The sequence below is a fragment of the Rhizobium sullae genome (genome assembly GCF_025200715.1).
Taxonomy (GTDB): domain Bacteria; phylum Pseudomonadota; class Alphaproteobacteria; order Rhizobiales; family Rhizobiaceae; genus Rhizobium; species Rhizobium sullae.
The window spans coordinates 514,096-534,676 of record NZ_CP104144.1; the positions used below are offsets into that span (position 1 = coordinate 514,096).

Genomic DNA, 20,581 nt, shown 5'->3' on the forward strand with positions numbered 1-20,581 from the left:
GAGCGATTCAACCGAGCATCGATCGGATGATCGAAGCGGTTGTCCCGGCGCCTGTCAGATCGAGCGCGACTTCCTTTCTGGCCGGCGCTGCAAGCGCGCTTTCGACCGCCGCGGCCACATGCTCGGCCGTCAATCCTTGCTCCGGAAGAATAGTGGCAAGACCCATCGCCTGCAGGCGCTCGGCCCGCACAGTCTGCTCCGTTTCGCCGCCGGCGACAAAGGGAATGAGGATCGAGCAGCAATCCGCATGCAGCAGGTCTCCGATCGTATTGTAGCCCGCCTGCGAGATCGAGACCTTCGCGCCGCGCAGCAGGGAAGGAAAGTCCTTGCGGAAGCGCGTGAGCCTGATGTTAGCGGGCGCATTCCGGCTCAGGCCTATAAAGTCCGCTTCCGGCAAATTGGGACCGGTAACGAGCAGCCAGCGATGGCTTTCGGGGAGCATGGCGGCTGCATCGCGGGCCGCGCGGATCAGGTCCAGGCCAACGGCTCCGCCGCCCGCAGAGGCAATGATGTCGAAGATTTCCGCTGGCTCGGCCGCTGGTGCTGCTGCAACGAGGCCTGTGTAATGCACCTTGTCTGCGATTTCAGCTGTCAGCCGAAAGGTATCTTCGAGCCGCACGAAATCCGGATCACCGTGAATAAGCACGGCATCGAAGTGGCGCTTCACCAGGTCGACGGTTTCCTCGTCGCGCCCTGGCTTGCGGTTTTCCTGCAGGATGTCGCGCACGGAGGTGAAAAGCTTCGGCCGCGGATCGGTCTTTTCGATCATATCGAGCAGCGGCAGCAACTCGAAACGCATCTGCCGCCGGCCGAAGGGGAAGGCCTCGATTATGACGGCGTCCGGCTTCGCCTCTTGAAACGCTGCAAGCAGCAGATCGCGACGTCGCGAGAGAAACTCCTCGCCGGCGACATTGCCGTCGGCGTCCGCAAGGCCAGAAAAGCCTGCATTGCTGGCGACGACCGCTGGCAGCGCTACGGTCTTCACGCCGTCGCCGGGAAAACCGGAAACCGGCAGGCCGCCGGTCACGATCGTCACATCGAAGCCGTCCTTGGCCAAAGCGTCCGCAATGCGGCTTGCGCGCGCGATATGGCCGATGCCGAGTAGGTGCTGGACGTAGAAGAGGATGCGTTTTGCACTCATGAGGGTTTTTGCCATTCCTCTTCAAAGAGGCGTATTAGCTGCTTTACGCTGGAATGATAGTCGAAATGTTCACGCACGCGTTTTTCCGCCGCATCGCCGAGACGGCGGCGCAGTGCCGGATCACGGATTGCCGCCTCGAGTGCATAAGCGAGCGCCTGCGGATCATCGGGCGGAACGACAAGACCGTTCTCACCGTTGGTCAGCAGTTCAGGAACGCCTGAAACATCGGTCGAAAGGCACATCAATCGCTGGCTCGACGCCTCGACCAGCACGTTCGGCAAACCGTCCCGATCGCCGTTGGATGCGATACGGCACGCAAGCGCGAAGAGATCAGCCTGGCGGTAATGGCCGAGCACCTCCTCCTGCGCCATTGCGCCTTTCCAGCTTATCTTGCCGGCAAGCCCGAGCTCTGAAGCGAGAGCTCTCAGCTTGGCAAGTTCATCACCACCGCCGATATGCTCGAAACGCCAATGCAGGCTTTTCGGAAGCAGGGCAAGCGCGCACAGCAGCACGTCGTAGCCCTTCTTTTCGACCGCCCGGCCGACGCTCAACAGAAGAACCGGATGGGCAGGGTCGGCGCCGTCGCGGCCTGAATGTTGGCCTTCGAAATGGCCGAAGCGGGCCAGATCGAGGCCGTGATAGCTGAGATGCACCGCATCCGGCCGGTCGGTTAGGCTGCGCATATGCTCGTAGCCGCTCCTGGTGCATGTCACTGCCCAGCGGGCGCTGCCAAGTTTGATATTTAACTCCCAGTCGGGCGACGTCCAAATGTCTTTCGCATGTGCCGAGACGGTCCAGGGCACGCCCGTCAGGATGCTTGCATATTCGGTCACAGAAGCAGGTGTGTGGATGAAATGCGCGTGCAGCCACTGGCCGCTATCCGGCCATTCGCAAGCCAGGACCAGCGCCTGACCGAGGCGGCGGAAGCGGTTGCGGGACATATCGCGCGGCAGATCGGCCAGGAAGCGCTTCATCAACGCCTTGAATCCCGGCTTTCCGACGCCGGCGAAAAGTCCCTTCAGTACGCGCATCGGCTCTTCGTGCAAGTATTCCGGCAGGTAGACGACGCGGGCCTTGATCTCGTCATGCACTGGATGGCGTTTCTTGTCGGTCGGCCGCCTCATCGAAATCAGCGTCAGGTCGAAGCCTGCTTTTTCCAGGCCAAGCAACTCTTGGGCAATGAAGGTTTCGGAAAGGCGTGGGTAGCCTTTCAGCACGACAAGGATCTTGCGGCGTTCCGGCAAGGCTTTGTTCTTTACTCTGCGCCGACGACGGCAAGACGGCTGCCGCGATTGTCGAGCCAGTGGCCGACTGTCTGCGAAATATGATCGAGCCCTTCGAGTTGCATATCGCTTCCGCTCTTTGATGGCGGCAGGCGTTGCGGCAGCCGCTTCAGCGCCTCGGCCATGACGGTCGGATCAGCCGACTGATCGGGAAGCAGCATGTCCACCAGGCCGAGGGCGCTGGCGCGCTGGGCGCGCAGCAACTGCTCTTCCCTCGGCTTGATGCGCGGCACGATGAGCGCCGGCTTGTCGAAGGAAAGGATTTCGCAATAGGTGTTGTAGCCACCCATGGCAACGACGCCCGTGGCGCCGACGATGAGCTCTTCCATATGGTTGTCGAACTCGATCACCTCGATATAGGGAATCTTCTCGCCCTTCCTGACGAGTTTCGACCGCTCGGCTGCCGGCATATAAGGCCCGAGTACGACCAGTGCTTTTTGCTCAAGCGTCGCATCATGCTCATAGGCGTTCATCACGTCATGAACGAGGTCGGAGCCATCCCCGCCGCCGCCGGTGGTGATGAGGATGTAGTCGTCCTTGCGGGCATTGATCGAGGTGTTTCCTTTCGAAACGCTGCGCTGCAGGAAGCCGACGAAGTCCATTTTCCGGCGCACGCTTTTCGGGACATCGAGGCCGATCAGCGGATCGTAGAACTCGGGCGGCCCGTACACCCAAACGCTGTCATAATACTGGTCGATCTTCTGCATGATGCCGTTTCGCTTCCACTCGGCGTCGAGCAGATGCGGCGCATCCATGATTTCGCGGAGACCGAGCACCAATGTCGTGCCCTGCGCCTTCAGATAAGCAAGCGTATCTTCGACTTCGCCCTTGAGTCCCATCGGCTCCTTGTCGACGATGAAGATGTCCGGTTGGAAGGTCTCAGCCGTATGGCGGATGCTCGATTCGCGCATCTTCAGCGTTTCGTGCAGGTCGATATGGCTCGCCATCGACGTATATTCGCCGTTATGAAGTTTGATCACGCTGGGGATCTTCACGAAATCGACGCGCGCCCGGTAGTCGAACGCACCGGCGATCGTTGCGCCGGAAATGATCAGCACATTGAGACCGCGATAATCCTCGACCAGCGCATGTGCGATTGTCCTACAGCGGCGCAGATGGCCGAGCCCGAACGTGTCGTGGCTATACATCAGGATGCGAGCATCTTCCACGCGTCTGGCCATGGGCAGTTCCTTCGGGGCGAACGACATACTTAGACCCCCAATTTTCCGGAGGCCGAGACATGGCAGAACGGAATATCTCCGCCGCGCTTGCTGCTATTTGTAGGGATCTGCTGCATCGCGCAACCCATCTCCCAGAAAGTTGAAGGCCAAAATGACAAGAACCACCGGAATGATCGGGAAAAGCAGCCACGGGTAAAAGGCGATGACACTGACGCTCTTGGCCTCGGTGAGCAAGATGCCCCAACTGGTGATCGGCGGACGGAGGCCGAGGCCCAGGAAGGAAAGCGCCGTTTCGCCAAGGATCATGCCCGGAATCGAAATCGTTGCAGAGGCAATCAGATGCGACATGAAGCCGGGAACAAGGTGCCGCCCGATGACCCGGGGCGTGCTTGCCCCCATGAGCTGGGCAGCTTGCACGTAATCCTCCTCACGCAGTGCCAGAAGCTTGGAACGCACCGCACGTGCAAGCCCGGTCCAATCGATGATACCGAGGATGACGGTGATGCCGAAATAGATGACGATCGGGCTCCACGTCACCGGCATGATGGCCGCAAGGGCCATCCAGAGCGGCAGGCTCGGCAGCGACTGCAGCACCTCGATTACGCGCTGGACGATGAGATCGAAGACGCCGCCCCAATAGCCGGCAAGGCCGCCGATGACGATGCCGAGCACAAAGCTGATCGCGATGCCGAGCAGGCCGATCGTCAACGAAATCCGCGCGCCGTAGAGGATACGGGAAAGTACGTCGCGCCCGAGACGGTCGGTGCCGAACAGGAACATCTGGCCGCCTTCTGCCGGGCAGACAAGATGAAGATTAGACTGAACGAAGCCCCAGAACCTGTAGGAATCGCCACGGCAGAAGAAACGGATCGGCTGAACGTCGTCCGGTTTGTCGGTATAGATCCGACGCAGCGTGTCGAGGTCGAGTTGCATCGCGCGGCCATAGACGAAGGGACCGACGAACTCGCCCTTGTCGAAGAAGTGCACGCGCTGGGGCGGGGAATGGATGTAATCGACATTGCGCGTGTGCAGGCCGTAAGGCGCCAGAAACTCGACGACCAGGATCATCAGATAAATGGCAAGCAGGAAGATGCCGGAAGCCAGCGCCAGACGGTGCTGTTTGAACTTCCACCACATCAGTTGCTTCTGGGAAGCAAGGTGAATGCGCGAATTCGCAGCCGTCATCGTTTCCGTGGCGATCGGATCGAACGGTGCGGTCGAGACGTAGTGCTGCAAGGGAGCGCCGGGCGGCGGCAAGGGCGACATTATTTGGTGCTCCTGCCTTGCAGACGGATGCGCGGGTCGAGGAAGCCAAGCGCAATATCGGAAACCAGCACGCCAATGACATTCAGGAAGGCAAGGAACATCAGGAAAGAACCGGCAAGATACATATCCTGGCTCTGCAGCGCCTTGATCAGCATCGGGCCGGTCGTTTCGAGCGACAGCACGATGGCGACGATCTCGGCGCCGGAAATGATCGACGGCAGGATCGAGCCGATGTCGGCGACGAAGAAGTTGAGCGCCATGCGCAGCGGATATTTGATCAGCGCACGGGTTGGATGAAGGCCTTTGGCGCGCGCAGTCGTTACATATTGCTTCTGCATCTCATCCAGCAGATTGGCGCGAAGGCGGCGGATCATGCCGGCCGTACCTGCCGTGCCGACGATAATGACGGGGATCCAGAGATGGGACAGGATCGACCGCGCCTTCTCCCAGCTCATAGGCTCGGAGAGGTATTTCTGATCCATCAGATGGCCGATCGAGATGCCGAACCAGATATTGGCGAAATACATTAAGATCAGCGCCAGCATGAAGTTCGGAATGGCGATGCCGAGCAGACCGAGGAACGTCAGTCCGTAGTCGCTCCAGCTATATTGATGGGTGGCGGAATAGATGCCGATCGGAAAAGCAATCAGCCAGGTGAGCAGGATCGTCGTGAAAGAAACGAGAATCGTCAGCCATAGGCGGTCGCCGACTACTGCCGAAACCGGCAGCTGGTATTCGAACGAATAGCCGAAATCGCCGTGCAGCATGCCGCCGACCCAGTAGACGTAGCGGATGATCGTCGGCTTATCGAAGCCGTATTGCTGACGCAGCTCCTCGATTTCCTGCAGGTTCGCACTCTCGCCCTGCGCCCGCAGTTCGGCGATCTGGCTTTCGAAGAAATCGCCCGGCGGCAGTTCGATGATCGTAAAGACGAGCGCCGAAATCACGATCAGCGTCGGCACCATCGCGGCAATCCGCCATAGGATATATTTCAGCACCTCACGCCTCCTTCAGCCAGAAAGCATCCGGCATGTAGATGCCGAGATAGGAGGTTGGATCGAAACCGTAGAGCGCCCGCTCCGGCACATTCTGCATCTTGGCAGAACGCAGGATCGGCTGCAGGGCGCCGTTGATGAGTCCGATCGAGAAAACCTGCTGTGTATAGATCGACAGCATCTTATGCCAGATCGCTTCCCGCTCGCGGAAGTCGGCAGTGGCACCCCACTGGTTGAGGAGGTCGACGAGCTCGACTGCCTCAGGCAGGTCGGGCGCACTGCCCTCCTGACCGGCAGAGAGATAATGCATGCCCCAGATCGGCCATTGCAGCTGGTCGTCCACGGTTGGCGCGAGCTGGTTAGGCGCCATATCGGCGGTCGGAACGCCGTTCTCGATGCCGAACCATGTCGACATCATGATCGCGCCGCTCATGGCGCGGCTCTGGAAGACGTCGCGCTGAGAAGTTCGCGTGTAGAGCGCGAGCCCGATATTCTTCCAATGATCGTGCACGAGTTCGAGGACGTCGGTATCGAGCGTGCTCTCACCGGCAGTTTCAACGATGATTTCCGCTCGCCGTCCGTCCGGCAGTAGGCGGAAGCCTTCGCCGTCACGCCTTGCAAGGCCGAGTTCGTCAAGCAGGCGGTTGGATTCATTTGGATCGAACTGGATGAAGGCGTCGGCATATTCCTGCTTGTAGAGCGGGCTGTCCTGCAGGACGGTGTCGGCGCTCGGCCTGCCGAGGCCGTAGAAGGCCACCATGTTGATTTCGTGCCGGTCGATCGAAAGCGACAGCGCCCGGCGGAAGCGAACGTCGCGGAAGAGCTTCCGCCAGGTTTCGTCGGCGCAATTGAGGTTCGGGAGCAGCGCGATCCGCGATCCGCGCGCCTGCTTCCAGAGATTGACCTTTACCGGGAAACGCTTCTCGGCCTCCTTCAGGAAGGTATAGTCGTTGAAGTCGATACCGGTCGCCTGCAAGTCGGATTCACCCGCACCCGCTTTGGCCGCGATGATCGACGACGAGCTGACGTTCACGACAAAGCGGTCAATATAGGGCAGTTGCATGCCGTTTTCGTCGACGCGATGGAAGAATGGGTTGCGGATGAAAATGAATTGGTCGGCTGGCGGCGCTGTCGTGTTGCGCCACGGATCGAGCGTCGGCAGTTCTGGATTTTCCGGACGCGAGGCGCGCGACATCTTGATGTGCAGGTCGACCCATTTCTTCGCGCGGTTCTCGCGCATGAGTGCGGAAAGCCGGAAGTCATCCTGGTATTTCTTGTGGAACTGCTTGAGGTAATGCGCGGGACCGAAGATGACGAGCGGCAACGGGCCGGCGAGCGCCGGCAGGAAATTCGGGTTGGGCTTGTCCCAACTGTAGCGGACGGTGAATTCGTCCAGTACCTCGAAACGCGGAAGCGTGCCGTGAGGTCGCAGTTCGAGCGCGCCGCCGCCGGGCGTCAGGGCTTTGTCGAGGATGACGTCTTCCCACCAGTAGCGGAAATCGTCGGACGTGAAGGGATGGCCGTCGGACCATTTGTGGCCTTCGCGCAGGTGGAAGGTGAAGACGGCATCATTTTCCGAAGTATAGCCGCCGAGGATATCCGGCTGGAACCGCAGGTGCTTGTCGTAACCGACAAGGCGCGAATAGCCGTAAACGGTCATGTAGCGGATGTCACGGGCGCTGCCGATAATGGTACGCACCGAACCGCCGTAGACGCCAGGCGTCAGGCCGGCCTCCTTCATGTTGACGATGCGCGGATGCTTCGGGATCCGCTCGACCATCGGCGGAATACGGCCTGCCCTCAAAAGGTCGCGCAGGAATTCCGGCTCGATATCACGGTCGCCCACAGCATATGCGATCGAGGGTCCGAAGGCTGAGCCGATAAGGCCGCCGAGAAAGGTTCGGCGGCTTACCATGCACGTAGTTCCTTTGCATCGGCACCCTTGCGGGCGCGCACTAGGTGGCCGTTGCCGAGATCGGCATAGGCGAGCTCTGACGCGTCGTCATGTTCAGCGGTAAAGGTTATGCCCCAGTTCTGCTTGTCGGCGGCGCCGTTCTTGCGTAGCGCCTCGAAATCGAGCGGCCGGTCGAGATCGGGGAAGGGCACGGCGGCAAGCAGCGACTTCGTGTAGGGATGCACCGGGTCCCGCAAGATGATCTCGCGCGGGGCGATTTCGACGATGCGGCCCTTGCACATCACCGCGATACGATCGGCCATATAGTCGACAACCGCGAGATTGTGCGAAATGAAGAGGTAGGTCAGGCCGAGCTCTTTCTGCAGATCCTTCAGCAGATTGAGGATTTGCGCCTGCACGGAAACATCGAGTGCAGAGACCGGTTCGTCGAGGATGATGAGCTTAGGACCGAGAGCAAGGGCGCGGGCGATGCCGATGCGCTGGCGCTGGCCGCCGGAGAAGCTGTGCGGGTAGCGGCTCAGGTAGCGCCGGTCGAGGCCGATCGCGCCCATCAGCGCTTCGACCTTCCGCTTGCGTTCGGCGCCGTCTCCGCGGTCATGGATTTCCAGCGGCTCGCTCAGGATGTTGCGCACTGTCATGCGCGGCGACAGCGAGGAGACCGGATCCTGGAACACCATCTGGATCTTGGTGCGCAGCGCCTGCAGATCGTCGCCCTTGACGGAAAGAACGTCGATCACGTCCTTGCCGTCGTTGAAGATCACCGAGCCGCCGTCGGGCGTGACCGCGCGCATCAGGATCTTGCTGACAGTGGTCTTGCCGCAGCCGGATTCGCCGACGAGCCCCAGACATTCGCCCCGCTGGATATCAAAGCTGACGTCGTCGACGGCCCGCACGACCGCGGCTTCATCCCTACCAAAAAGGCTGCGCTTGCGGGTCGTAAAGGCCTTGGAGAGGTTGTTGACCGAAAGCAAAAGCTTCGGGGCGTCCGTATCCGCCATCTGCTTTTTGCCAAGGAACGATTCCAGATTGACCGGCACATCGCGCAGGGCCTTCAGCCGCTCGCCAGGCTTCATGTCGAAATGTGGCACGGCAGCCATCAGGCCCTTGAGGTATGGATGTTGCGGATTGCGGAATATCGCATTCACGGGCCCAGCTTCCATGATTTCACCGTGATAGATCACGACGACTTCGTCGGCCATATTGGCGACGACGCCGAGATCATGGGTAATGAGCAGCATGGCCATGCCGAGTTTGTGCTGCAACTCGCGCAGCAACTCGAGAATTTGTGCCTGGATGGTCACGTCGAGCGCCGTCGTCGGCTCGTCGGCGATCAGCAACGCCGGCCTGCAGATCAGGGCCATCGCGATCATCGCGCGCTGGCGCATGCCGCCTGAAAGCTCGAATGGATACATGTCGTAGGTGCGTTTCGGATTGGCAAAGCCGACAAGGCCGAGCATCTCTTCGGTTCTTTCGCGCGCTCGCTTCTTATCGGCGTCCGTGTGGATCAGCAGCACTTCGCTGATCTGGTTGCCGATCGTGTGGAGCGGCGAGAGCGAAGTCATCGGTTCCTGGAAGATCGTTGCCATGCGCTGGCCGCGCAGATCCCGCATTTCCTCGCTGTCGCGGCCGAATTGCAAGATATCGGTAGTCTCGCCATTGAGTGGATCGGTGAAAAGAATGCGGCCGCTTGCCTTTGCGGCGTTCGGCAGGATGCCCATGATCGACTGGCTGATGACCGATTTGCCGGAGCCGGATTCACCGACCAGTGCGGTCACCTTTCCCGGAAGAACGCGCAGTTCGGCATTTTTTACAACGCGCAGCTTATCCCCGAACACCGAGAATGAAACGTCAAGGTTCTCGATACGCAATAAGTCGAACGCGGACGCCATACCAACGATATTCCCCAGTCACTTTTGTGTTCCCGTTAAGGCACACTATCGTACCGCAATCGGGGTGTCTAGTTAATGACAGGGGTATGGGAAACCCGCGCGTTTCGCCTGATTTTACAAAAGCAAAACAAACATTTCAGCCGCGGCCTACTGAACGAATCTCTCGACCGTTGGCCGCTTCGCCTGCTTCTTGGCGTCGCGGTGGAGCAGGATGACCTGTTCGGCTTCGGAAAGGCCGTTCGGGGCGACTTCGCGGAAACCGCCTTCAATGGCGAGTGCCGGTGCGGGAGCGCGCGGCTGAAGGATCGTCACCTTCTGGCGGATGCCGCGCAGCTTCTCTTCGCCGAGGGTCGTCCATTCGCCGCCGCAATAGCCGGCAAACGCCTGGCTGGCAACGACCTCGCGATTATACTTCTTGGTCAGTGCCTGCAGGCGCTGGACCTCGTTGACGGCCGAACCGAAGGCCGAAAACGTCAGGCGGTCCTTGAGGCCGACATTGCCAAGCATCACGTTGCCGATATGCAGTCCGATGCCATAGCTGATCGCGCCAAGACCTTTTTCGGCGCGTTCGTTATTGAGTTCGGCAACGCGGGCCTGCGCCTGATAAACGGCGGAAAGGGCCGCCTGCGAGGCAATCTTCGACGGATCCTTGTGACGGCCGCAGGGATAGACAGCGAGGAAGCCGTCACCCAGGAAGCTCAGGATCTCGCCGCCGTTGCGGTTGAACGGTGCTGCTATCGCGTCGAAAAATTCGTTCAGCGTGTCGATATAGGCCTGCCGGCCTTCCTTTTCGGCATACATCGTCGACTGGCGCATATCGCCCATCACAAGGGCGGCTCGGATCGTTTCTCCGTCGCCGCGGCGGATCTGGCCGTTCAGCACGCGCTTGCCTGCATCGCCGCCGAGATAAGTCGTCAGCATGTTGTTTGCGAGCTTGCCGAGCACGGCCATCTTGGCGGCAACGGCCAGATGATTCTGCATGCGCAGCAGCGCATCGATCATGTCGTCGGAAAAACCAAAATGATTGTCCGTCGACCACGAACCCATCATGCCCTGGACAGAACCGTCGCCGAAGGGCTGCACGAAAGCAAGATAGTCGGTGATCTTCTCGGCGCGAAGATCCTCGAAGATCGGGAATTCCGCCGGGCCATCGAGCGGGATGCGGCGGCGGATATGCTGGAGATTGTTGTCCAGCAGATAATAATAGGGGCTTTGGAGAAAACGGTCGGGCTTTGCGCCTACCGAATGGCGATAGCCCTCGATCGTGACGCCGCTCGCCCGCCGCCAGGTAAAACCCAAAGCGTCATAGAGCGGATGAAGCATCGAAAACGTCAGGTGCACGCGCGCGATCGGCAGGCCGGCGGCAGCAATCCGCTCGCAGAAACCGCGAACGATGTTCTCGAGATCATCACCTGCAAGCGAAGAATGTGTCAGCCATTCGGCGACGCGGTCCAGAAGGATGGAGGACACGCTGGATTCGATCGTGCTCATTCTCGGTATTATCCTCATAAAGCACGTCCGTTCCTGAAAAACGATAGAAAACCGGCCCGCGGCACCGTCATGCGCAGGGCGGAAATTCAAGATGGACGAGCGGTATTATCGTGTCAACGATCTGCCGAAGACCCGGCAGACGCACCTGTCAGACCCATAGAAATCGGGAGGACGGGCAGTCCTTTCTGTCATTCACTTATTCGATTTAAATAGGCGTGCCGGAAATGCGAAACAATGGCATCGGGGCAATTTTCTCCCGTTGCGCGATCATCGCGAACGATGGCCGGGTCTTTTCGGTCACACTGGAGAACCCATGCCCGGCAGATGCGGCGCCGATGAAGCATGGCGATCGCGTCTGCCTCACATCGTCGTTAGGAGACTGCGGGTTTCAATCCCGGCGATCTTGCATTATCTCACAGCCTAACTTCCTCTTTTGAAGAGACCTGCCTTGGCCAGCCCATCCTCCTTCGCCGCCCTTTCCGCAAAGATTAAAAACCGCTCGGCCCGTGCGGGCATCATCGGACTTGGCTATGTCGGCCTGCCGCTGGCGATTGCGATTGCAAGGAGCGGCTTTGCCGTTGTCGGCTTCGATATCGATCCGAAGAAGATCGTGGCGCTCGACGCCCGCAAATCCTATATCGACGCGGTGGCCGACGATGCGTTGAACACGGAGGCGGAGGCAGGCCGCTTTTCAGCGACGGCGGACTTTGCGGGCCTCCAGGCTTGCGACATCGTCATCATCTGCGTGCCGACGCCACTCACGAAGCATCGCGATCCCGATCTTTCCTATGTCGAGGCGACGTCACGCTCGATCGCAGAGCATCTTCGTGCTGGCCAACTCGTGGTGCTGGAATCGACGACCTATCCTGGTACGACGGACGATATCGTGAAGGTGATCCTTGAAAAGACGGGACTGAGATCCGGCGTGGATTTCTTCATCGGCTTCTCACCAGAGCGCGAGGACCCCGGCAACCAGCACTATCATACCGCAACCATTCCGAAGGTTGTCGCCGGCGATGGGCCGGAAGCGCTGGAACTGATGAAAGCCTTCTATGGTGCGGCGGTAACAACCATCGTTCCGGTGTCCTCTAACGCGACTGCCGAAGCGGTAAAGCTTACGGAGAACATCTTTCGTTCGGTCAATATCGCGCTCGTCAACGAGCTGAAGACCGTCTATGCGGCGATGGGTATTGACGTCTGGGAAGTGATCGACGCGGCCAAGACCAAGCCGTTCGGCTATATGCCGTTCTATCCGGGGCCGGGGCTCGGCGGCCACTGCATTCCGATCGATCCGTTTTATCTGACGTGGAAATCCCGCGAATACGAACTGCCGACGCGCTTCATCGAACTTGCAGGCGAGATCAATTCGGCAATGCCGCGCTATGTCGTCGGTAAGCTTGCAGAAGCACTCGATATCCGCGCCGGAAAAGCGCTCAGCCGCAGCAAGGTTTTGGTCCTTGGTCTTGCCTACAAGAAGAATGTCGCGGACATCCGCGAGAGCCCGTCGCTGCGCCTGATCGAAATCATCGAGGAGCGCGGCGGCAGGGCGGATTATCATGATCCTTTCGTTGCCGAAATTCCGTCGACCCGCGAATATCAGGAGCTGAAGGGCCGGAAGTCCGTGGCGCTGACGCAGGAAGCCGTGGCGGGTTACGACGCGGTTCTGGTTGCAACCGATCACGATCAGGTCGATTACGCCGCGCTTGTCAAAGATGCACCGCTGATCGTCGACACGCGCAACGTCTTTACGCGGCTCGGCCTTTCGGCACAGCACGTCATCAAGGCGTGACGTTTATCGCAGATAGCGTCTTGCCGGTGATTTTGCTGGCGGCAACGGCATAGCCGCCGCTTGCGCCGTCGATGAAGTGCATGTGATCGCGCGAAAGCGGTGTCGGCACGAAACAGGTCATCAGCGCCGATTCTTGCCGATGCAGTCCATAACGGGCGATCCCCTTGGCCCGCGCTTCATCGAGCAGCTTTTCGATCCGCTTCAGCCGTGCGGCATCCACATCGATCGTCATCTTCAGGCCGTCGTCGAATTTGCGGAAATCCGAGTTTCCGGCAACATCCTCCTTGTAGCGCCGGGCGTCGAATTTGCCGAGCGGCATACCGATTTTGTAGAGCGCGGCCAAGAGAGCGAGCTGCAGCATGATGAAGAGCTTTGTAAGAAAACGCTTTCCCTTTGGCGCGGCCACCTTTACTTCGCGATCAATGCCTTTCATCGAGAAGGAGAGCTTCGGACCTTCCGGAGGTATCGGATGGCCGCCACGACCCTGCTCGGCGGCAATCGCGACGATTGTCGTGACCAATTGCTGAAACTCCGCTCCTACTCCCATTGCGCCAGGCACGGCAATGATGGAGACGATTTCTCCATAGTTCGATGAGATCGGGTTCCAACGGCAGGAGAGCCCGGCGAGATTCGGCCGGCTACCTGGTGCTGCGCGTGCAACGGCGTAATTGCCGTCCTTCATCTGCCGTTCGGCCCAGCTGTTGCCGCCCCCCGAAAACATCGCGTAGGTAACGTAGGGGCTCGCGGAATAGCGGGCGATCATCACATCGAGACCCTCGCGGCGGATATCGGCAAGCGGCACGACGGCGGCGCGGAGCGTGAAACCGAGATCCTCCTCGACCCAGATCTGCACGGCCGCGAGCGCATCGCGCGCAATCTGTTCGAGGGATCCCGGCAAAGCTATGAGCGCCCCATCGCCGCCGAAAACGAAGGGATAATCGCCCTTGCCGACGGCATTCAGCACGGCGGAGATAACGGAGGCGCCGGCCATGTTGACGTCCTTGTAGCGGCCGCCTTCGATCGCCTGCGTAGATCCGACGATATCGGCAAGCGCCAAAATCCAGCCGTCCGGCAGTGGCCGGTAGTTTCCGGCATCGGTCACACCCTCGAAATCGGTGAAGACCGGCACTGTCGCAAAGAATTTCTGATCCGAAACGGCATTCATAATCCAACCTTATCACAGACCCGTATCGCTGCGGCAACGGCATTTTGATTTACGGTGATCGACTTTGCGCGGTTTCATGTGATAGCACCGGATTGAAAAAAAGAATGACGGACAAGGACATATATGAGCCGCCTCGACAGCTTCATCCGCCGTTTGACGGCTCAGCGCGATATCCTCAATTCCATCGGCGCTCTGGTCCAGGATACGGACGGTCCGGTTCTGGAATTCGGCCTCGGAAACGGCCGGACCTATGATCATTTGCGTGAACTTCTCCCGAACCGCCGCATCATTGCCTTCGATCGCGAGGTGCACTCCTATTCAGCCTCGACACCGCCTCCGGAGGACATGGTAACGGGCGATATCCGCAAGAGCGGCCCGGCCTTCGTAGGCATCGGTGCGGCACTTGCCCATGCCGACATCGGGACCGGCCACGACGAGATCGACGCGGTAACGCTGACCTGGCTGCCGCAGCTGGTGGCCGGCGTTCTTAAAGCGGGCGGTATCGCCGTCAGCGGCCTGCCGCTCGATTGGCCAGAGCTGGAGCCGCTGCCGCTGCCTGACGGCATCAAGGATGGACGGTATTTTCTCTACCGGCGCAAATAGTCAGGGCAGGAAGAGCACGTCATATTGGTCGATGCCGCCCGGCAGGTCGCGGACCTTCATGTCCTGCTCGCCCACCTCGAAGAAGACGATGCAATCCTCGTAGAAGCTTGAAAGCGCTGCTACGAAATCGCGGGTCTGTCCTGGCCCGTAGAAGATCGGCGTGAATTCCATGTAGAGCGGCACGCGCCGCGACATCAGCGGTGCCATGGAACGGCAGGCGACAGGTTCATAGCCTTCGATGTCCATCCAGACGAGGCCGATGTCGCTCTCATTGAAACCTGCGTGACCGATGATATCGCCCACTGGCTTTACCGGAACGCTCACCCTGATATCCGACGAACTTTGGCGAATGGCGCTGCTCTTTCCGTGGTTGTTTGCGTTGAGAAAGAAATCGATCTCTCCCGCAGTCTCCCCTGCGGCGCAGTTGACGAGCGTGACCTTCTCCTCCAGCCCGTTCTTGCGAATGTTGGTTTCCAGCAGCCGAAAATTGCGGGGGTCAGGCTCCACGCTGACGATGTGCGAATAGGCGTTGCTCAGCGCGAAATAGACGGTCTGCGTCCCGATATTGCCGCCGAGTTCAAGCAGGACGCCCTCCTTTCGCAACAGGCCGCGTTCACGCAGCGACGCCAGCAGCCGGTCGACGTTCTCGCGTTCGAAATGCCCCTTCCGGAAGACCTTGCGGCCGATATAGTCGGACGGCGAAAAGGTCATCAGATGATCGCCGCCATCAACGGTCATGGAAACTACGCGCGGACCGATATTCTCGATGAGCAGTCGGCGGCCGAAGCGCGTGTCAAAGAAGCGGCCCGCCAGGGTGTTTCGCACCTTGCGCAGCCGCTTTCGCCAGTATTTTTTTGAACGCCACGTGTTAACGGCCATCAGGCTTTCCGTTGAGCGGCCTAGCCGCTTGTTCTTTATCGACCACATAGACTTTCAAAGGCAGAGCACGGCCGCGCACGCTGATGTTGCGGCTTTCGATGCCGCGCATGTCCGCGCCCGAAAGATCGGCCACCGGCTCGGAAATAACAAGCGCCGCACCGAACTCCTTGGCGGCGCTCTCAAGGCGGCTTGCGACGTTCACCGTGTCGCCGACGGCGGTCAGATTTCGCACCCTGCCATACCCCATTGTTCCGACGACGGCCGGCCCGAAATGGATTCCGATCGCGATCTGCAGGGGGATCGTCAGTTCATCGGCGAGTTCGGCACCCAATTTTTCGATTTCGAAGGCGATCGTTTCGGCTGCCTTGAGCGCCTGTCGGCAAGCGTCCTCGGGCGAAGTGCCGATGCCGAACAGAGCCATGGCGCCGTCGCCGATGAACTTGTCTATCCGTCCGCCTGTCTGTTCCACTGCCTTGCCGACAAGCGCAAAGTAACGATTGAGCAGGAAAACGATGTCGAAGGGCAGCCGGGTTTCCGTCAGGCTCGTGAAGTTGCGGATGTCGCAGAAAAGCACCGCGATGTCCCGCTCCCGGCCGGGGTTTGTTTCCTGCGTATTGGCGGGCAGGGAGGTTTCCGTTGCCGGGATCAGGAGCGGTACGACGGTGATGTCGTGGTCCGGGCGGAGCTGACAGGCGAGACGCACGTCCAGGCCCGCATTGATGCGGTCGAGCGTCTTCTGCTCCAGTTGGTCAGGCTGCGGCAGACGCTCGTAATCGCCGAGAATCTGAACGCGGCAGGTGGAGCACTGTCCTTTGCCGCCGCAGACCGAGTAATGCGGCAGCCCACCGAGACGGCTTGCCTCAAGCACCGTGAAACCGCGCGGCACCTTGATCGTTTCGCCTCCCGGATAATGCACGGCAATCTGGTCGGTACGCTCCTTCCATTTGCGGCGGGTGCGCGCAGCGACGACGGACAAAAGCGTCAGCGAAAAGGAGCCGTAGAGCCCGGCGCGGATCATTGCGATCTGCCGCTGGGCGTCCGGATCGGAAAAATAACGGGTGTTCAGGTTCTCCTGATAGCGCCCGGTGTCGACAAGACCTTCGTAATCCGGTTCGGCGATCGTACGGCCCATTTCGATAAAGCCGAGCAGCGAAAGCACCGGCAGCAGGATGGCAAGCGCCAAAAGCAGCGGCGCAAGACCGTCATACCAAGGCCGGTAGCGCAGCCAGAAATGCAGGCCGATGCAGCCGTGGATCCAGACGACGACGAGCGCGACTGCCTGCCGGATGCCGTTGCCGAAAGAGAGGATCCATAGCTGGCGAACGACCGTTTCGTAGCTGTCGGCATATCTGTAAAGTTCGTGAACGATACGCGTTCCGACCACATGATCGATCAGAAGCAGCGGGATCGCGAGGCCGACCACGATCTGCGCCATTTCGCCGTTCGGCATGACCAGGCTGCGGCGCATGTATAACGAGCGAAACACCAGCGTGATGTGAACGAAGATCGCGCTGTAGAGGATCAACGTGCCGAGCGGATTTCGCCAAAGGGCGACAAACAGCCGGCGGCCATCATCGGCAGCGGCGACGGAAATGAGGCCGAGTGCATGGTTCGACAGGTGAAGAACCACGAAAGCGAACATGACAAGGCCCGAGCCGAGCCGCGCGCGCCGGATGTTGCGCTCCGAGAAGATCCCTGTGTGCACGACGGTTGCCATTCATTCCCGTTCTTGAAGTTCGAATGCTTTTGCTGGGAACCGGTTAACTTTAGATCGACTTGACCTAAATCTGAATCCGCCGCCCGACCGAAAGGCTGGAATGTGATCCGGCGAAAATCACTTCACAGCTTTCAGCATCATGCTCTAGTGATGTTTGGATAAATGCGGAATGCTGTCTTCTCCAGCCGCGATCACATTCCATATGTTTATCAGTAACTTTTAAGGAAGCGGACAATAGCGGAAATTTTCGCGATAGGCCGGATGGCTGGTTGGAAACAGTGCGTTCTCAAAGGAGCGTGCTGATGCGGATTGCATTTTACGCGCCGCTGAAATCTCCTAACCACCCGACACCCTCCGGCGACCGCCTGATGGCACGGCTGCTTGTCAGGGCGCTGCAACTCGCCGGCCATTCCGTCGAGATCGCCTCCGAGTTCCGCAATTTTGCACCGACCCCCGAGGCGGCAGCGGCGCTTGAGGACGAGCGGCAGGCAGAACTTCTTCGGCTGAGGAGGGCGTGGCACAACGAGCCAAAACCGCATCTCTGGTTCTGTTATCATCCGTACTACAAATCTCCGGATCCCTTCGGACCGATACTCGCGGCGGAATTCGGCATTCCTTATGTCACTGCCGAGACATCCTATTCCCGCAAACGTGACGCCACCGGCTGGGCACCGTCGCAGGCGCTGGTTGCCGCAGCAATCCGGCAGGCGGCCATTAACATCGCGCTCACGGAACGTGACGAGGCAGGAGTCGGGCAGGCTGTTCCCGAGGCTCGACTTGCCTTAATCAAGCCGTTCATCGACACGGCGTCTGTCAGGAATATCGATCTGCGGCCGGATTCGAAACGGCTTGTAACGGTCGCCATGATGCGCGCCGGCGACAAGATGGCCAGCTACACGATGCTGGCCGCGGCGTTGCGGATGATCGAAGAAAAGACCTGGACGCTGGGCATCATTGGCGATGGACCGATGCGGACGGAAGTCGAGGCGCTGTTTTCGGATTTCCCACCTGGCCGTATCGATTGGCTGGGAGAGCGCAGTGCTGGCGACGTCGCCTGTCTGCTCTGCACATCAGGCCTTTATGTCTGGCCTGGCTGTGGCGAAGCCTACGGTCTTGCCTATCTGGAAGCTCAGGCGGCCGGTTTGCCGGCGGTGGCGCAGCGAACCGCGGGCGTGCCCGCGGTGATCCAAGATGGCGTGACCGGCATATTAACGGCGGATGGCAATGTCGGCGCCTTTGCGGCCGCGATCGACCGGCTGCTGCACGATCCGGCGCGACGCCAGGAGATGGGGGAAGCGGCGCGGCGTTTCGTGCTGGAAGAGCGATCGTTGGAGATCGCCGCCAGGGAACTGGACGGGATACTGAAAATATACGCAGGAGTTGAACCATGAGCGGCAATTCGGTCTGGAGACCCCTCCATGAAGAACTTGCGCGCTGGCAGGAGGCTGGAAAAGTGGCCCGCTTCTGGTGGCGCGATGACGATGCGATCGAGCCGACGGCGGCGCTGGACAGATTGCTCGGCCTTGCAAACGCGCATGAGACGCCGTTGACCGTTGCTGTCGTTCCGGCAAAGACCGGTCCGGCGCTTTCCGAGCGGCTTTCGGCTGCGAGCGGCGTCAGCGTTGCCGTGCATGGTTGGTCGCATGAGAACCATGCGCCGCCGCAAGAGAAAAAGCAGGAGCTTGGCGGACACCGCCTGGCGGAGGCCGTGCTTGGCGAACTTTATAGCGGCTTTCTGACACTGCAGCGACTGCATCCGGCGCGGTTCATTCCCATGCTGGTGCCGCCGTGGAACCGCATCGACGGGAGCCTTGTTTCAAAGCTCCCGGCGCTCGGTTTCGAATGCATGTCGGCTTTCGGCCGGGCGGCCGAGGAAGCCTCGATCCCGCTCCTCAACACCCATATCGACGTCATGGGACGAGGAGCGGACCGAAAGGGGCCGCGCGTCGGAAAGCCGCATGACGAACTTGTAAGCGAACTGGTGACGGAACTGCAGGACCGTTTCGAAGGCCGCCACGAACCGGTCGGCTTGCTGACCCATCATCTCGCACATGACGCGACTGCGTGGAAATTTACCGAGGGGTTCCTTGCAGAAACCGGCGATCACCCGGCGATCGCATGGAAGCCGGCGACTGCCCTTGTGAAAGATCAGATGTCGACAACCTGATTGTCACGCGCCGCGAACGCGCCGGGAAACGCCGCCTGGGCATCCTTTTCCATTTTGCCGAGCTGCTCGTCTGTGCGCGACGGCGCATGGTGGAAGAGCGCAAAGCGCTTCGTCCCGGCCATTTTGGCAAGTTCCGTGCCGTGCTGCCAGGTCGAGTGGCCGAAACCCTTGAAACGCTGCATCTCGTCTTCGTTGTAGGTGCAGTCGTAGATCGCCAGATCCGCACCTTTCATCATTTCCAGCGCGACGGGGTCGTGTGTTCCCGGAATGTGTTCGATGTCGAAAACGAGGGCGATTGCGCGGCCCTCCCACTCGATCCGATAGCCGATTGCGCCACCGGGATGATTGAGCATGTAGGTCTTTATGCGGACGCCGCTATGCGGGGAAAGCGTGTCGCCGGCACGAAAGTCGCGGAAGTTCATCGTTGCCTGACAGATATCCGTCTTCACCGGGAACCATGGCGGGCTGATGAACTGATCGACCATCTCCTTGGTGCTCATCTTGCCGTTCAGATGGCCGGACCAGATGTTGACGTTTATCGAGGGATAGTAGATCGCCTTGAAGAAGGGCAGACCGATGATGTGGTCGTAATGACAGTGGCTAAAGAACAGATCGACGTGCGTGACGCCTTCATTAAGCATGGCAAACCCCGCCTCGCGCAGGCCGGAGCCTGCATCGAAGATCATCAGGTGGTCGCCGCAGCGGACTTCGATGCAGGAAGTGTTGCCGCCGTAGCGGTCGAATTCGGGGCCCGATACCGGGATGCTGCCGCGAACGCCCCAAAATTTTACCTGAAACTGATCGTTACTCATGGTTCTTCAAAATCGGGCTCCCGCGTGGCGCTATCGTAATCATAGTTTAACCCTGATGCGAAGTGCGGAATTCCGCGGGGTTGCCTCTATCCTGCCTATTGTCCCAATCGCTAGCAGCAGAAGGAGTAGATTTTCCTAAGGCAGCAGTATTTGGATCCGAATGCAGCCGGACATGGTTTGTTTTCCGTAAACGGAAATGCCGGAGTCTGTGAGGCGGCGGACAGTTCCTGCCATATTAGGTGGCCCTTCCAGGACGAAAATACAATTCTCTGCTTTCCGGCGTCCCTA

At 59.7% G+C, this 20,581-nt stretch carries 16 protein-coding genes; 4 read left to right on the forward strand and 12 right to left on the reverse strand.

Annotated elements, in window-relative coordinates; genetic code table 11:
* Nucleotides 1–7: 7 nt before the first annotated feature.
* From N2599_RS23090 to N2599_RS23125, 8 genes are all read right to left on the reverse strand, one after another.
* A complete protein-coding gene (locus N2599_RS23090) occupies nucleotides 8–1,141 on the reverse strand; it encodes a glycosyltransferase family protein (protein ID WP_027511111.1) in 1,134 nt (377 codons plus the stop codon).
* Nucleotides 1,138–2,385, reverse strand: coding sequence for a glycosyltransferase family 4 protein (locus N2599_RS23095; protein WP_027511112.1), 1,248 nt, complete (start codon nucleotides 2,383–2,385; stop codon nucleotides 1,138–1,140). The genes N2599_RS23090 and N2599_RS23095 overlap by 4 nt, the downstream gene beginning before the upstream one ends.
* An 11-nt stretch (nucleotides 2,386–2,396) precedes the next feature.
* A complete protein-coding gene (locus tag N2599_RS23100) occupies nucleotides 2,397–3,605 on the reverse strand; it encodes a glycosyltransferase family protein (protein WP_027511113.1) in 1,209 nt (402 codons plus the stop codon).
* Between the two features lie 93 nt (nucleotides 3,606–3,698).
* Nucleotides 3,699–4,871: an ABC transporter permease gene (locus tag N2599_RS23105; protein WP_027511114.1), complete on the reverse strand. Its 1,173-nt coding sequence runs from the start codon at nucleotides 4,869–4,871 to the stop codon at nucleotides 3,699–3,701.
* Nucleotides 4,871–5,869 carry an ABC transporter permease gene (locus N2599_RS23110; RefSeq protein WP_027511115.1) on the reverse strand — a complete coding sequence of 333 codons (999 nt, stop codon included), beginning with the start codon at nucleotides 5,867–5,869 and terminating at the stop codon, nucleotides 4,871–4,873. The genes N2599_RS23105 and N2599_RS23110 overlap by 1 nt, the downstream gene beginning before the upstream one ends.
* A gap of 1 nt (nucleotide 5,870) precedes the next feature.
* A complete protein-coding gene (locus N2599_RS23115; RefSeq protein WP_027511116.1) occupies nucleotides 5,871–7,781 on the reverse strand; it encodes an ABC transporter substrate-binding protein in 1,911 nt (636 codons plus the stop codon).
* Nucleotides 7,775–9,670, reverse strand: coding sequence for an ABC transporter ATP-binding protein (locus N2599_RS23120; protein ID WP_027511117.1), 1,896 nt, complete (start codon nucleotides 9,668–9,670; stop codon nucleotides 7,775–7,777). Before N2599_RS23120 ends, N2599_RS23115 begins: the two co-directional genes overlap by 7 nt.
* A 147-nt stretch (nucleotides 9,671–9,817) precedes the next feature.
* The gene (locus tag N2599_RS23125) at nucleotides 9,818–11,161 is read right to left on the reverse strand and encodes an adenylate/guanylate cyclase domain-containing protein (protein WP_027511118.1); all 1,344 of its coding nucleotides are present in this window, start codon (nucleotides 11,159–11,161) and stop codon (nucleotides 9,818–9,820) included.
* A gap of 448 nt (nucleotides 11,162–11,609) precedes the next feature.
* Between N2599_RS23125 and N2599_RS23130 the strand changes: the two genes are divergently transcribed.
* Nucleotides 11,610–12,950, forward strand: coding sequence for a nucleotide sugar dehydrogenase (locus N2599_RS23130; RefSeq protein WP_037142409.1), 1,341 nt, complete (start codon nucleotides 11,610–11,612; stop codon nucleotides 12,948–12,950).
* On the opposite strand, the gene N2599_RS23135 is transcribed toward N2599_RS23130, so the two are convergent.
* Nucleotides 12,940–14,115: a DUF3095 domain-containing protein gene (locus N2599_RS23135; RefSeq protein ID WP_027511120.1), complete on the reverse strand. Its 1,176-nt coding sequence runs from the start codon at nucleotides 14,113–14,115 to the stop codon at nucleotides 12,940–12,942. The two genes, N2599_RS23130 and N2599_RS23135, sit on opposite strands and share 11 nt — an antisense overlap.
* A 123-nt stretch (nucleotides 14,116–14,238) precedes the next feature.
* Here N2599_RS23135 and N2599_RS23140 point away from each other — a divergent pair, with 123 nt between their 5' ends.
* Entirely contained in the window at nucleotides 14,239–14,718 is a 480-nt protein-coding gene (locus tag N2599_RS23140) for a class I SAM-dependent methyltransferase (protein ID WP_027511121.1), read from the forward strand.
* On the opposite strand, the gene N2599_RS23145 is transcribed toward N2599_RS23140, so the two are convergent.
* Together N2599_RS23145 and N2599_RS23150 are read right to left on the reverse strand one after the other, a co-directional pair.
* Nucleotides 14,719–15,597, reverse strand: coding sequence for an FkbM family methyltransferase (locus N2599_RS23145; RefSeq protein WP_027511122.1), 879 nt, complete (start codon nucleotides 15,595–15,597; stop codon nucleotides 14,719–14,721). It lies immediately after the preceding gene.
* Nucleotides 15,587–17,314: an adenylate/guanylate cyclase domain-containing protein gene (locus N2599_RS23150; protein WP_027511123.1), complete on the reverse strand. Its 1,728-nt coding sequence runs from the start codon at nucleotides 17,312–17,314 to the stop codon at nucleotides 15,587–15,589. The genes N2599_RS23145 and N2599_RS23150 overlap by 11 nt, the downstream gene beginning before the upstream one ends.
* A 302-nt stretch (nucleotides 17,315–17,616) precedes the next feature.
* Between N2599_RS23150 and N2599_RS23155 the strand changes: the two genes are divergently transcribed.
* Entirely contained in the window at nucleotides 17,617–18,705 is a 1,089-nt protein-coding gene (locus N2599_RS23155) for a glycosyltransferase family 4 protein (RefSeq protein WP_027511124.1), read from the forward strand.
* On the forward strand, nucleotides 18,702–19,481 hold the full coding sequence (locus tag N2599_RS23160; protein WP_027511125.1) for a polysaccharide deacetylase family protein: 780 nt from the start codon (nucleotides 18,702–18,704) through the stop codon (nucleotides 19,479–19,481). The genes N2599_RS23155 and N2599_RS23160 overlap by 4 nt, the downstream gene beginning before the upstream one ends.
* On the opposite strand, the gene N2599_RS23165 is transcribed toward N2599_RS23160, so the two are convergent.
* Nucleotides 19,463–20,293 carry an MBL fold metallo-hydrolase gene (locus tag N2599_RS23165; RefSeq protein ID WP_027511126.1) on the reverse strand — a complete coding sequence of 277 codons (831 nt, stop codon included), beginning with the start codon at nucleotides 20,291–20,293 and terminating at the stop codon, nucleotides 19,463–19,465. The two genes, N2599_RS23160 and N2599_RS23165, sit on opposite strands and share 19 nt — an antisense overlap.
* Nucleotides 20,294–20,581 lie beyond the last annotated feature (288 nt).